Genomic DNA, 12,844 nt, shown 5'->3' with positions numbered 1-12,844 from the left:
GCTCCGGCAGTCCCTGTTCCCTCTCGCAGCGGAGGCTAACCGGCGGCGCTGTGCGCCACCCCGCCTTCGTCAAAGAGGAGGCTGTGCGGGTGCGGGCCCGAGGGTGGTGGTGCCGGGGGCCGTACGGTGGCCAAGACCCGTCCGGTACGCGTCCAGCGCCGCCTCGATTCGGCCGGTACGGCGGAGCAGATCGCCGAGCAGCCGGCACAGGTCGGCCAGGTCACCGACCGCGCCGGCCCGCTCCAGGAGGCTCAGGGCGCGGACGTAGTGCTCCTCGGCGGTCTCCGTGTCGCGGGCGTCCTCGGCGATGATGCCGAGGAGCCGGTGGGCGGCGGCGGAGTGGATGGCGCCGCGTTCGGGGGAGAGATCGCCGAGGACGTCGTGGAGGAGGGCTGCGGCCTCGTCGGACTTGCCGCGCCGGTGCAGTACGTCGGCCAGCTCGACGGCGACCTGGCTGCTGTAGAGGGCGGCGCGGGTGGCGGACAGCATGGTCTGCGCCTGTCTCAACTCGCCCTCGGCCCGCTCCAGTTCGCCGTTCTGGGCGTACACGTAGCCGCGCATCCAGTGGCAGTTGGCGAGTTCGGTACGGAGCTGGAGCTGGCGGTAGAGCTCGGCGGCCTTGGCGAGTGAGGCGTCGGCCTCGGCGATGCGCCCCTCGGCGAGCAGCGTGCGGGCGACGGAACGGTGCATCCGGGCCACCAGCGCGGGGTCGCCCGACCGCGGGGCCAGCGCCAGCGCGAACTCGGCCGCCTGTGCGGCGCGGGCATGGGCGCCCATGTCCATGTAGGGGCCGATGGCGCTGGCGTAGAGCAGGAGCAGCGCGTCCGGGTCGTGCAGTTGGGCACGGTTGAGCTCGTCGAGGGTGGACTCCAACAGGTAGACGGCGTAACGGAGTTCACCGGCGAGATAGTGGGAGACGGCACGTCCGCGCAGGGCGGGGACCCGAGCGGGCAGGGGCTGGCCGGCGAGAGCCTCCTCGGCCCGCTCGAAGTACCGCCGGGCGGCGGTCAGATCACCGGTGTCCACCCCGCACTCGCCGAGCCCGAGCAGCGCGCCGGCCCGTACCTCGGCCAGCCCGTGGGACTCCGCCTCGGCGAGCAGGATCGTGTACTGTCCGGCGGCCTCCTCGGCATCACCGGCGGAGAGCGTCCGCTGCGCCTCGGTGAGCCGCAGCCGCAACTCGGTGGCGAGGCGGGCCGGGCGCCCGGTCACCAACTCCTCGTACGCCACCCCGAGCCGCTCGGCGATATGCCTGAGCGCCCCGTCGGAGGCCCGCACCCGCCCGGCCTCCAGGGTGGAGATATAGGCGGGCGTGTACATCGGCTCGGCCAACTGCTTCTGCGTCAGCCCGCGTTCGGCACGCAGCTGCTGCACCCGGCGCCCGATGATCTCCGGGTCGTCCCGCTCCGACATTGCCAACTCCCCCTGGGGCCCTTGCCGTTCGACGCCCCCGACCCCTAGGTTAAGCGCTGAATTAACCGGGCTTAACAGCCCACTGTCGTCACTGCCGACAGTTACCTATTTGTCGCTGCGAGACTGCCGTTGCGAGGTCGCCGTGCTCCAACGCTCTTCCGCACGTTACGCCAGAGGGCTCGGCGCCGCCGTCGTGGCCGTCGCCGCCCTGATCGCCGCGGCGAACGCGGGCCCGGCCCGGGCGGCGGACCCGGCACCGCAGCCGCAGCACCAGCAGGTGCAGCAGACCCAGACCCAGACGCAGACCCAGTCGCGCTGACTGGCTGATGCCGCCCAATGTCGCGCTATGCGAGCAATGGCACCCCATGAGATCCGGCGGTCCGGGATGATGCGGCGGTGGTCAACTCAAGAGGGTCACGCTGGGGCCTGACACCTGATCGGCTGCTGGTGGGCGGGGTCGTCGTGTTCGTGGTGGTCGTCACCTCGTTCGCACCGCTGATGGGAGTGACCGTCGTCGGCTCGGCCGCGGTCGCGGTCGGTACAGCCGTGGTGTGGCAGCGGCGTGCGGCGCGTCGGCTGTCTCCCGCGTACACCACCGCCGAGCAACTGCGGCGGCGGGTGGTGACGATCGAGTCCGAGCAACTGCGGCTCGTGGGCATCATGCCGGGAGCGAGGCTCGGCCCGCCGTCTCCCGCGGAACCCTCGCCGGGGCCCTCCGAGAGCCTCGTGACGCTCTACGAATCCCTCCACCGCAAACGCGTCGTCGTCGTCGGCGACCCGGGCTCGGGGAAGACGATCGCCGTGAGCAAACTCGCGGCCGAACTGGCCGAACGGGCCATACACACGTCGTCGCCCGAAGCCCCCGTGCCCGTCATGGTCGGCCTCAGATCATGGGATCCGGCGTCCCAGGGGGTGGAGGACTGGTTCACCTCCCGTGTCGCCGACCGCTACAGAATCGGCCAGAACACCGTCCGCAACCTGGTGACTTGGGGACTGATCATCCCCGTACTCGACGGTCTGGACGAGCTCCCCACCTCCCAACGCCCTGCCGCGATACCCCTGTTGGCGCGCTGGCTCGCCGGGTTCAATGGATACGTACTGACCTGCCGCGCCTCCGCCTACCAAGAGCTGGCCGCACTCCTGGGAACGGACGTCGGTACGACGGTGACGCTGCAGCCCTTGCCCGGGCACGCCGTCGCCGCCGGTCTGCGCAGCGCCGCCCCACAACGCTGGGAGCCGGTCGCGACGGCCATCGAAGCCGACCCGGGCGGGCCGCTGGCCGAGGTCCTCTCCTCGCCCTTGCTCCTGTCGCTCGCGGTCAGCGGCTACGAAGGCGCCCGGCACCGGAATCCGGCAGAACTGACGGACCGCGAGGCGCTGCCCGACGCCGCCGCGGTACGGCAGCGGATCCTGGACACCGCCGACCCCACGGCGAACATCCTGGGCCGGTACGGCAAGGCCGGGAGAAGCCGCCTTGAGCTGCTCACCGACGCGACGGGCCGCGAGAGCGACGGGCTGCTGCTGTGGTGGCGGATGGCGGAGAAGTACGGCTCGTGGCGGGTGACGGGGTATCTGAACGCGGCGCTGCTGGGGATACCCCTGCTGCTGTTCATGGCGGCCGACCTGGAACCCACGACCAAGGTGATCGCCTTGTTGGCGCCGGCGGTCTCCCTGTTGTTCGCCGCTCTCCAGCGCGTGACGCCGGGGCCCGGGCGCATCGGTCGGTCCAGGTTCGTCCCCTCCCTGTCGGACGATCGGGTCCTTGACCGGCTCCTCGGACTCGGGGTCGGCGCCTTTCTGGGCGCCCTCCCCTTCCTATTTCTCACGGCCATCATGCGGGATACCCCGTACACGGCGTCCGCCCACGAGTGGCTCGCCGTACTGGTGGCCTGCGCCCTCGCCGGGTCGACGATCGCCGCAACGGGCACGGACGCCGAACCCGGCCGAGGCCGACGGGCCGGCGATCTGCGCGGCGACCTGTGGGCCGCCCTCCTCGCATCGAACGCGGTCACCGTCCTCACCTGCCTTCCCCTGGGCCTTTTCACCTGGGACCGACTCACGGTCAACGGCGTCGGCCTCCCGGCGGCCACCTACGCGGCACTGCCCGCCGGCATCTTCGTCGTGACCCTGCTGACGGGCAGCGCCTGGGGTCGCTACCGCATCGCCCACCTCCGCCTCGTCCTCGACGGTGAACTGCCCCTGCGCCTGGGCCGTTTCCTGGCCGAGGCCGAAGAGCGGGGGCTCCTCGTCCCCGCCGACGGATACGGCGCCGGCTGCTACGCCTTCCGTCACGACCTGGTCCGCGAGGCACTCAGCGGCCGCGGGGCCGACCGGCAGGCCCACATCCGCGCCACCGTGCGGTTCCGGGCGGCGATCCGCACCGAGGTCCTGACCCTGCCGGAGTCCGTCGCGCACCTGGCCCGCGCCTCGGACGGCGCTCCCGAGGCCTACGCCCGCGAGGCGGAGCTCGTCGCAAGGCTGACCGACGAGGTACTCGACGAGGAGTTGCGGTCCGTGGCGGACCAGGGCTTCGAGGCGTACGAGCGTTACCGGAACGCCCGGAGACGGACCCGGGACGCGGTCAGCATCCCCGGCTGGGCACTGCCGGTGGCGTCTCTCTGCTACGGGTTCCTGGCCCTGGTCCTCACCGGCGTCGCCTACGCGACCTTGGGGATGATCAGCGTCCCGGACCGCCCCCCACTGGACAACACGCTCTTCGGATCGCTGTTCACCCTGTTCTTCCTGACGGCGCTGGCGTTTTTCAAGAGATGGACCAAGCAGAAAACGCTGGTGGACCGTGTCCTGCTGACGACCTACCGGCTTGGGCTCCTCATGGGTGTGTACACGATGGTCGCCGGGCTCCTGGCCCCCATGCTCCCCGTGCACCAGCGGCAACCGGTGCTCTGGACCACGGCAGCCCTCGCCACCGCCTTCGCCCTGGCCTGGCTCTACACCCGCCCCCACCTCGCCCGCGCCCGCGCCGTCCTGGACGACGACCCGGCCAACTGGCCCGATCTCCCCTCCGCCCTCTCCCGCTACCGCGACGTCGCCCTCCAGGCCCACGAGTCCTGGCTGACCGCACTGGCCCGCGACGGCGTCATGCCACTGATCCGGGGCCGGCTGAGCGCACCCGACGACACGGGTACGACACCCTCCCTGCCCGCCATCGCCCCGGCCCGCCTCACCGGGTCGCGCCGCTCCGACCAGTTCGTCGGTACCGCCGCCGCCGACGAGATCGCCTTCCACCTCCGCGAGTTGGACAGTGCCAGCATCGGGGTCAGCGGGCCGCGCGGTGCGGGCAAGTCGAGCCTGATGCAGCGGTTCTGCACCCCGGGGTCCACGTCCGCCGCCGACGACCTGCTGGTCCTGGTCCCCGCCCCGACCTCCTACGACCCCCGCGAGTTCCTGATCCACCTGTTCGCGGAGGTGTGCCGCAAGGTCACCGGAGACGGTCCGGCGGACGACGGACGTCCGGGCTTCGACCCGGCCCGTCACCGCACCCGTTTCCACGACGTGGGCGCCGCGTTGACGACGACCGTGGGTGTCCTGATGATCAGCGCGACTCTGCTGTGGCCCCATCTCACCGCGGCGGCACGGGGGATCACGGAGCACATGAGGATCGTGCTGATCTCGGTCGGCGGGACGCTCATCGCGGCCGGACTCGCCTGGCCCCTGCTGCGATCCCTGCGGGCGATCCTCCGCACCCGAACCCGCCGCCCACACGGCGCCGAGGCCGCGGCCGCCCTCCATCTCCGCACCTTGCACTACCAGTTGACGGTCATGCGCACCCGCAACGCCCAACTCGCCCTACCGGCGGGGCTTCAGCTCTCCGACGGCGCCCAGACCCAGCACACCCAGCAACTCCTCACCTACCCCGAACTGGTCTCCCGTTTCCGTGCGTTCCTCGACCAGGTCGCCCTGGAGCGGCGGGCCGTGGGCGGGCGGGTCGTCATCGGGATCGACGAGCTCGACAAGCTGGGCAGCGCGCAGGAGGCCGAACGCTTCCTCAACGACCTCAAGGTGGTCTTCGGCATCCGGGGCTGTCATTTCCTCGTCGCCGTCTCCGAGGACGCGCTCACCGCCTTCGGCCGCCATGTCCTCGACGTCCGTACCGTCTTCGACAGCGCCTTCGACCGAATAGTCGCCGTCCGCCCCCTCGACCTCGACCAGGCGCGCACGCTCCTCGAACTGCGGGGCGTCTGGCTGCCCGAGCCGTACCTGTGGCTGTGCCAGGTGCTGTCCGGTGGCATACCCCGCGACCTGCTGCGGGCGGTGACGAGCCTCGCGACCGACCGCACCCTGCGCAACGCCACGGACATGCGGCAGTTGATGGGGAAACTCATCGAGGACGACGGCCGTGCCGTCCTCTCCGGGCAGACCCGGCACGCCACCACGCTCACCGGCGATCACGCCCCGGCCGTCACCCGCTGGATCGCCGACGCGTCGCAGGCCCCGGTCACCGTCGGCACCTGGGAGACGGCCGTCACCAACGCGCCGGCCGTCCCGCCGGACGAGTACGAGGCCAGGCGCGCGGTGACCCAGGTGCGCACCTTCCTCGCGCTGGGCGCCACCCTCATGTGGAACTTCACGCAGACCGATGACGCCATCCTGACCGACAACCTCGAACGGCTGCGCGCCGCGGGCCCCAGCCCCGTGGACCTCCTCACCACCGCCCGCGCCAAGCTCGCCGCAGAGCCGGAGGCGTCCTGGGCGGCACTGGTCAGGTGCCGCCGCGAACTGAACCTGTGGAGCCTTCCCGAGCTGAACTGATCAGGCGGCTTTGCGTGCCAGCGGGCTCTTCCCCCCACTCACCCCGAAGTAGATCGCCCCCGCGACCAGCACCCCGATGAACCAGGAGTACGGCCCCAGCGCCGCCCCATACCCCGCCGGACCGTACGTCGGCAGGATGCTGGAGAAGATCGCGCCGATGCCCGCCGCCACGAAGGCCCGTACGTTCCAGCCGCCCTGGAAGCGGAACTCGCCGTCCTCCTTGTAGAGGTCGGGGACGTTGAGCTGGGCCTTGCGGAGGAGGTAGTAGTCGACGACGACCACGCCGAAGATCGGGCCCATCGTCGAGCCGATGGCGTTGACGAAGCTGGGGGCGTTGTCCCAGGGGTGGAGGGGGTAGAGGAGCAGGGCGATGACCGCCGCGATCAGGCCGCCTCGCTTGAACGTGATGTGCTTCGGGGCCACGTTGGCGAAGTCGAAGGCCGGGCTGACGAAGTTGGCGACGACGTTGATGCCCAGGGTCGCCACCGCGAAGGTCAAGGCGGCCAGCAACACCAGGAACGCGCTGTCGAACTTCGCGGAGATCGCGGCCGGTTCGAGGATGACCTCGCCGTACACCTTGCTCGCCGAGGCCGTTGTCAGTGCCGCCACCAGGGAGAACAGGATCAGGTTGACCGGCAGGCCCCAGACGTTGCCCTTCTTCAGGGTCTTCTCGTCCGGGGTGAAGCGGGCGAAGTCGCCGAAGTTCAGGAAGAGCGCGGCGAAGTACGTCACCCAGGTCGCCGCGATGGCCGCGATCGCCGCGAAGGAACCCGGCGTCACGTCCAGGCCCGTCGCGCTCTTCGCCAGCGCCGCGAGGTCCTTGGCCGGCATGTCCACGGAGAAGGAGAGCGTGCCCGCCTTCACCGACAGGGCCACGGCCAGCACCAGCATCATCAGCCAGACCGCCGGGCCCGCGAAGTCCTGGAAGCGGCGGACCGTCTCCATGCCCTTGCTGATGATCAGCAGCTGCGCCGCCCAGACGCCGAGGTAGCAGATCACCTCAAGGCCGCTGTGGTCGAAGAGGTGACTCGTCTCGTGCAGGCTCTTCGGGCCGTCGTAGCGGACGAGGAAAGCGACGATGGCGCCCGCCGCCGCGCTCGTCTGGGCGCCGTACCAGAACGTGGCGACCACCGCCCTGACCAGGGCCGGGACGTTCGCGCCGAACGTGCCGAAGGAGGCGCGGGCCAGGACCGGGTACGGCACGCCCGTCTTCACCCCCGCCTTCCCGATCAGCGTCATCAGGTAGTAGATGACCAGCGAGCCGACGCCGATGCCGATGAGGAACTTGAAGGTGTTGCCCGCGACCAGGAACAGGCTGGCGGCGAGGAAGTAGCCGAAGAGGCTGTGTACGTCGGAGGTCCAGACGTTGAAGATGCTGAACGCGCCCCACTTGCGCTCGGTGGCCGGGGCGAGGTCCTCGTTGTAGAGCCGGGGGGAGTACCCCTCGGGTATGGCCACGGCCTTCGTGTCCGTGTCGCCCGTGGGCTGCGTGTCCGTCATCTCGTTCTCTTCCTGCGCAGGCCGCCACGATGGCGCCGGATGGCGTAAGAGAACGGGCAGGCTGTTACTGCCGGATACCGGACACGTTGCTGACCTGCAAACCTGCGAACACCCCCACGAAAGCGGTGTAGGGCTCAGGCTTCGCTTCTCAGAGCTGGAACTCCGCGGGCGACAGGCCCAGTGCCGCGCAGGCCTCCCTGAGGACCGCCGCTTCGGCCTGGGAGAAGTGGCCGTCGGCACCGGCGATCACGATGCCGGTCTGGATCACCGCGCGGGCCTCGGTCGGCTTCTTGGCGGCCTTGGCGATCTCCTGCATCGCCTCGGCCTTGCCCTGCTGGAAGTCGCGGGTGAGCTGACCCACGTGCTTGTGGAAGCGCGTGCGCAGCTGCTCCGGCGGGAAGTTCTGCAGCACCTCGTTGCTGAGGATCAGCGACTCCATCTGCTGCTGCTCGTGCGCGTCCACCTGCCCGTCCGCCGCCGCGACCAGCGCGCACATCGCCATGCTGGCGTCCCGGTACGCACCGCTCTTCAGCTCGGTCTTGAGGGAGCCGAGCTGCGTCTTGAGGACGCCCACCAGCTGGGCCCGCGAACCACCGCGCGAACCACTGCCGGACGCGCCACCGTGTCCGTGCCCGCCGGTCGTCGTGGAGCGCCCGCCCTGCGCCTGCTGCTGCAGGGCCTTGGCCTGGTCCTTGAGCCGGTCGAACAGTGCCATTGACGTCACCTCGGTACTCGTCTTGGTCGTTTCACCGGATCAACGGGCACGTCCTGGTAAAGGTTCCACCAAGGGACCTCAGCCGGAAGACTCACGGTGACGGACCGAGCCACGCACGGCGACGGGGGCGGCAACGGTGGCCCGGCCTGGTGCGCTCGGTATGGGCAAGTACGGGTCGGGAGCGGGGTGTTGCTGCCATCGTGGTGGTGAACACGGGCATTCGGCACAGCGGGGGACGGCATGGGGCGGAACGTCAGATGGGCGGTGGCGGGGCTGGTGACGGCCGCGGCCTTCGCCGTGCCGGTATGGCTGTGCGGGGCGGTCGTGCTGCCGCCGCTGCTGAAGGACCCCGCGATCCGCTGGTCGGTGGCCACCGCCCTGGGCGCGTTGCTGGGCGGGCTGGCCGTCCTGTGGGGCCAGGGTTTCGCCACCCGGACCCCGGGGACCCCGGCGGCGACCGGGACCTCCGGCGGCACGGTCCAGGCCACGGCCGAGCGCGCCGTCGCCATCGGCGGGGACAACCAGGGTTCCGTCTCCACCGGCGACGGCATCACGCCCGCCCGGCCCGCGCCCTCACCCACCCCGCCCGCTACCGGTCAACCCTCCGCCCCGCCACCGGCCCCAGACACCGTGTCCGCGTCCGGGAACCGTTCGATCGCCATCGGCGGAACCAACTCGGGCCCGCTGTCCACCGGCGACCAGTCCGCCGGTGAGCAGCCTGGCGGCGCCCAGCCGTGAGGTGGCCGTTCAGGCGGGCCGAGACACAACCGGAAGCACCCGCCACCGAAGTCATCGAAGCCACCGGCACCGGCACACGGGTGGAGGCGAACGCCGAGCGGTCCGCCGCGATCGGGCGCGACAACTACGCCTCCGTACTGACCGGGGACAACTCCCGAGCGGTGTCCCTGCCCCCCGAGGCACTGAAACCCCCCGCCCAGGTCACCGCTCCGGCCGGGCTGGACACCCTGGCGGTGCGCCCGGGCCTGTTCGTCGGCCGCACGAGCGAACTGGACCGGCTCGACGCCGCGCTCGCCACCCCCGGCGGGGCCGTCGTCCAAGCCGTGCACGGCCTCGGCGGCATCGGCAAGAGCACCCTGGCCGCGCACTGGGCCGCCACCCGCCCCCACCGCTGCGCCCCCGTCCGGTGGATCACCGCCGACACCCCCGCCGGCGTGCAGCAGGGTTTGGCGGACCTGGCCGGCGCTCTCCAACCGGCCCTGATGACCGGCGCCCTGCCCATCGAGGCGCTCGCGGAGTGGGCCCTGCAGTGGCTTGCCACCCACACCGGCTGGCTGCTGATCCTGGACAACGTCAACGACCCCGCCGACATCGCCCCACTCCTGGCCCGCGCCCACGTGCAAGGCCGTTTCCTGATCACCAGCCGCCTAGCCACCGTCTGGCACCACGTCCCCACCGTCGTACGCCTGGACGTCCTGGACGAGGCCGAGGCCCTCGACCTCCTCACCCGCACCGCCACCGCCACCGCACCCGGGCGGGACATGGACGGCGCCGCCGAGCTGTGCGCGGAACTGGGCCGGCTGCCCCTGGCCGTCGAACAGGCAGCCGCCTACCTCGCGCAGAACCCGCTCACCACTCCCCGCGCCTACCTCGCCCTGCTCGCCGATCACCCGGCGGAGATGTACGGCACCGGCGCCGTAGGCATCACCGCGCCCGAACGCACCATCGCCCGGATCTGGCACGTCACCCTGGACCGGATCACCGAACTCCACCCCCAGGCCGCCGACCTACTGCGCGTGCTGGCCTGGTACGCCCCCGACCAGATCCCGGTAACCCTCCTGGACGGCTTGGCCGACCCGCCCACCCTGAACACCGCGCTCGGCCTCCTGACCGCCTACAGCATGATCGCCCCCGACCCCGCCACCACCACCCTGTCCGTCCACCGCCTCGTCCAGTCCTACGCCCGCACCCCCGACGCCGACGACCCTCACCGCGCGCCCGACCTCGTCGACCAGGCCCGCACGGACGCCACCGCCCAACTGGAGACCGCCGTGCCCGCCACCTGGGACACCCCTGCCGCCTGGCCCACCTGGCGAACCCTGCTCCCCCACATCGACGCCCTCGCCGACCACGCCCCCGGGGACACCGACACCGGTACCACCGCGCGCCTCCTCAACGACACCGGGGCCTTCCTCGACAACCAGGGCCAGCTCACCCGCGCGACCAGCCACTTCCGACGTGTCCTCGCTGCCTGCGTGCGGGTACTGGGCGAAGACCACCCCGACACGCTGGCCTCCCGCAACAACCTCGCGGGCGCCTACGAGTCCGCGGGGGACCTGGAACGAGCCATCCCGCTGTACGAACAAACCCTCACCGCCCGCGTACGGGTACTGGGCGAAGACCACCCCGACACGCTGACCTCCCGCAACAACCTCGCGGTCGCCTACCAGTCAGCCGGGGACCTGGGACAAGCCATCCCACTGCACGAGCAAACCCTCACTATCCGCCTGCAGGTACTGGGCGAAGACCACCCCAACACGCTGAACTCCCGCAACAACCTCGCGGGCGCCTACGAGTCCGCGGGGGACCTGGAACGAGCCATCCCACTGTACGAACAAACCCTCACCGCCCGCGTACGGGTACTGGGCGAAGACCACCCCAACACGCTGACCTCCCGCAACAACCTCGCCTACGCCTACCAGTCAGCCGGAGACCTTGAACGAGCCATCCCACTGCACGAGCAAACCCTCACCGACAGCGTGCGGGTACTGGGCGAAGACCACCCCAACACGCTGGGCTCCCGCAACAACCTCGCGGGCGCCTACGAGTCCGCGGGGGACCTGGAACGAGCCATCCCGCTGTACGAACAAACCCTCACCGACAGCGTGCGGGTACTGGGCGAAGACCACCCACTGACACGAACCGTCCGAAGCAATCTCGCTCTTACAATCGCCGAACACGAAGGTGGCGAAGCCGAGCGGCTCTGAATCCTGTGTCACAAGCAGAGGCCGGAGACGTTCAGCCGCCCCTCGTGGAGAAGACAACAGCCGACGCCGACCACGCCAAAGACGGCGCCCGTCGTCAAGCCAACGCCGTTGCCAAAACTCGGCGCGTCACCCCACAACTCCCGTCACCCACCCGGCAGCTCAGATCAAAGCGCCCCACGCACAGCCGCCCCCACAAACGCCCCGAACGCCCCCGGCGAGACCGCAAGGCTGCCCACCCCAGGGTTCTTCGAGTCGCGCACGGCGATGTGGGGCACGGCCTGGGGAGTGAGGTCGGCGACCTCGACGCAGTCGCCGCCGGCGGATCCAGCGTTCGTCCCGCAGACCCAACAAGTGGCGGAGTTGGTCCCGCATGACCTCGGGGCCGCCGACCGGGCGGTGCAGCACCGCCTCGTCGAGCACGATCAGGCCCACCGGCGGCTTGTCTCGCCGCAGGATGCGCTGGCGTTCCAAGCGTGCGGCGACCAGGTCGTCGAGGTTGTCCGGCCGCCCCGTCGCCAGGACCGCTCGCGCGTACGCCTCCGTCTGGAGAAGGCCGTACACCAACTGGCACTGATACGTGGAGAGGTACGTCGCCCGCGCCTCCATGTCCGCGTACGCCTGAAACCACGTAGGAAGTTGGCTTCGCAGAACCAACCCCACCAGCCGCGAGAACGCCCCGTCCGTCATCAGCGCCGCGTCGATCCGCTCGGCGAACTCGCGGGTCGGGACCTTGTGGGCGGTCTCTACCTGGCCGATGAGCGAAGCCGTGCAGAAGACGATCTCACCCAGCTGCCACTGCTTCAGCCCCGCCGCCTCCCTGAAGCGGCGCAGTTCCGAGCCGAAGTAGTCCAACGGCGAGGCGCAGGGATCGAGTTCGCGGATGTTGGGCATGGGACGGGTCACCCCCGGTTCGGAACGCCGGACGGCGTTGGTTTCGGTCTGTTGCCGAGCGTAATCACTCCATTCCAATCTGATGACGTGAATCACGTAACTGACCAGCCAGAGGCGGTCGTTGACACCAGGTACGGCCTCAGCCTCACCGTCGGTGACCATTCGGCCCGGCACCTGCGCCGCATCCTGCGGGCCTACCTCGGCGTCTGGGAGATGCCGGAGCTGACCGACGCGGCGACGCTCGCACTGACCGAGCTGCTCGCGAACGTCGTACGGCATGTGCCGGACCGGCGGGCCACGCTACTGATGCTGCGGCGGGCGGACGGTGTACGGGTGGAGGTGACCGACTCGTGCCCTCGGCCGCTCCGGCCGCCGTCGTCCACAGCTGTGGACGACGACCTCGCGGAGGGCGGGCGCAGGCTGCTCCTCGTGGATTCCGTCACCGACCGCTGGGGCTGGTATCCACTGCCGGGGCGGAGCAAGACGGTGTGGTTCGAGTGCGACGGCATGAACGGCCAGGGGCATACCGCGGGCCTCGTGTGACGGGTTCACCCAACTCGCCCACGCACACGCCCTGTTGTCGCCTGGTCGGCGCGGCGACCATCCTCGC

9 protein-coding genes and 1 pseudogene are annotated in these 12,844 nt (G+C 70.6%); 6 read left to right on the top strand and 4 right to left on the bottom strand.

The features are described from left to right. Positions 1 to 69: 69 nt before the first annotated feature. The gene (locus AC5DRG_RS27675) at positions 70 to 1,413 is read right to left on the bottom strand and encodes a helix-turn-helix domain-containing protein (RefSeq protein ID WP_491802148.1); all 1,344 of its coding nucleotides are present in this window, start codon (positions 1,411 to 1,413) and stop codon (positions 70 to 72) included. Positions 1,414 to 1,522: 109 nt separating this feature from the next. Here AC5DRG_RS27675 and AC5DRG_RS27670 point away from each other — a divergent pair, with 109 nt between their 5' ends. The 3 genes and pseudogenes from AC5DRG_RS27670 to AC5DRG_RS27660 all read left to right on the top strand — a co-directional run bounded on the left by AC5DRG_RS27670 (position 1,523) and on the right by AC5DRG_RS27660 (position 6,183). Continuing rightward, on the top strand, positions 1,523 to 1,732 hold the full coding sequence (locus AC5DRG_RS27670) for a hypothetical protein (protein WP_491813397.1): 210 nt from the start codon (positions 1,523 to 1,525) through the stop codon (positions 1,730 to 1,732). Positions 1,733 to 1,911: 179 nt separating this feature from the next. Then, positions 1,912 to 2,601, top strand: a pseudogene (locus tag AC5DRG_RS27665) (NACHT domain-containing protein); the annotation flags it as partial. A gap of 645 nt (positions 2,602 to 3,246) precedes the next feature. Then, a complete protein-coding gene (locus AC5DRG_RS27660; protein ID WP_491813396.1) occupies positions 3,247 to 6,183 on the top strand; it encodes a hypothetical protein in 2,937 nt (978 codons plus the stop codon). Here the strand turns inward: AC5DRG_RS27660 and AC5DRG_RS27655 are convergent, their stop codons facing one another. Further along, complete coding sequence (locus AC5DRG_RS27655; RefSeq protein WP_491802147.1) at positions 6,184 to 7,683, bottom strand: NCS1 family nucleobase:cation symporter-1; 1,500 nt, start codon at positions 7,681 to 7,683, stop codon at positions 6,184 to 6,186. A 148-nt stretch (positions 7,684 to 7,831) separates the two neighbouring features. Next, positions 7,832 to 8,398, bottom strand: a complete 567-nt coding sequence (locus tag AC5DRG_RS27650; protein WP_491802146.1) for a tellurite resistance TerB family protein — start codon at positions 8,396 to 8,398, stop codon at positions 7,832 to 7,834. A gap of 240 nt (positions 8,399 to 8,638) precedes the next feature. Here AC5DRG_RS27650 and AC5DRG_RS27645 point away from each other — a divergent pair, with 240 nt between their 5' ends. Both AC5DRG_RS27645 and AC5DRG_RS27640 read left to right on the top strand, forming a co-directional pair. Next, complete coding sequence (locus AC5DRG_RS27645; RefSeq protein ID WP_491802145.1) at positions 8,639 to 9,136, top strand: hypothetical protein; 498 nt, start codon at positions 8,639 to 8,641, stop codon at positions 9,134 to 9,136. After that, positions 9,133 to 11,343 (top strand): tetratricopeptide repeat protein, encoded by a 2,211-nt coding sequence (locus tag AC5DRG_RS27640; RefSeq protein WP_491802144.1) that lies wholly within the window; start codon positions 9,133 to 9,135, stop codon positions 11,341 to 11,343. Before AC5DRG_RS27645 ends, AC5DRG_RS27640 begins: the two co-directional genes overlap by 4 nt. A 159-nt stretch (positions 11,344 to 11,502) precedes the next feature. Here AC5DRG_RS27640 and AC5DRG_RS27635 read toward each other — a convergent pair whose 3' ends face one another. Continuing rightward, entirely contained in the window at positions 11,503 to 12,234 is a 732-nt protein-coding gene (locus tag AC5DRG_RS27635; RefSeq protein WP_491802143.1) for a helix-turn-helix domain-containing protein, read from the bottom strand. A gap of 87 nt (positions 12,235 to 12,321) precedes the next feature. Between AC5DRG_RS27635 and AC5DRG_RS27630 the strand changes: the two genes are divergently transcribed. Next, positions 12,322 to 12,777, top strand: a complete 456-nt coding sequence (locus tag AC5DRG_RS27630; RefSeq protein ID WP_491802142.1) for an ATP-binding protein — start codon at positions 12,322 to 12,324, stop codon at positions 12,775 to 12,777. Positions 12,778 to 12,844 lie beyond the last annotated feature (67 nt).

It is taken from the genome of Streptomyces sp. JLBG701 (assembly GCF_058544905.1).
This window is presented reverse-complemented; position numbering and strand designations above follow the sequence as displayed.

Bases quoted from the DNA above. Each gene is read 5' to 3' on its own strand.
- AC5DRG_RS27675 (WP_491802148.1), bottom strand. From the start codon at position 1,413: ATGTCGGAGCGGGACGACCCGGAGATCATCGGGCGCCGGGTGCAGCAG.
- AC5DRG_RS27635 (WP_491802143.1), bottom strand. From the start codon at position 12,234: ATGCCCAACATCCGCGAACTCGATCCCTGCGCCTCGCCGTTGGACTAC.
- AC5DRG_RS27645 (WP_491802145.1), top strand. From the start codon at position 8,639: ATGGGGCGGAACGTCAGATGGGCGGTGGCGGGGCTGGTGACGGCCGCG.
- AC5DRG_RS27660 (WP_491813396.1), top strand. From the start codon at position 3,247: ATGCGGGATACCCCGTACACGGCGTCCGCCCACGAGTGGCTCGCCGTA.
- AC5DRG_RS27650 (WP_491802146.1), bottom strand. From the start codon at position 8,398: ATGGCACTGTTCGACCGGCTCAAGGACCAGGCCAAGGCCCTGCAGCAG.
- AC5DRG_RS27655 (WP_491802147.1), bottom strand. From the start codon at position 7,683: ATGACGGACACGCAGCCCACGGGCGACACGGACACGAAGGCCGTGGCC.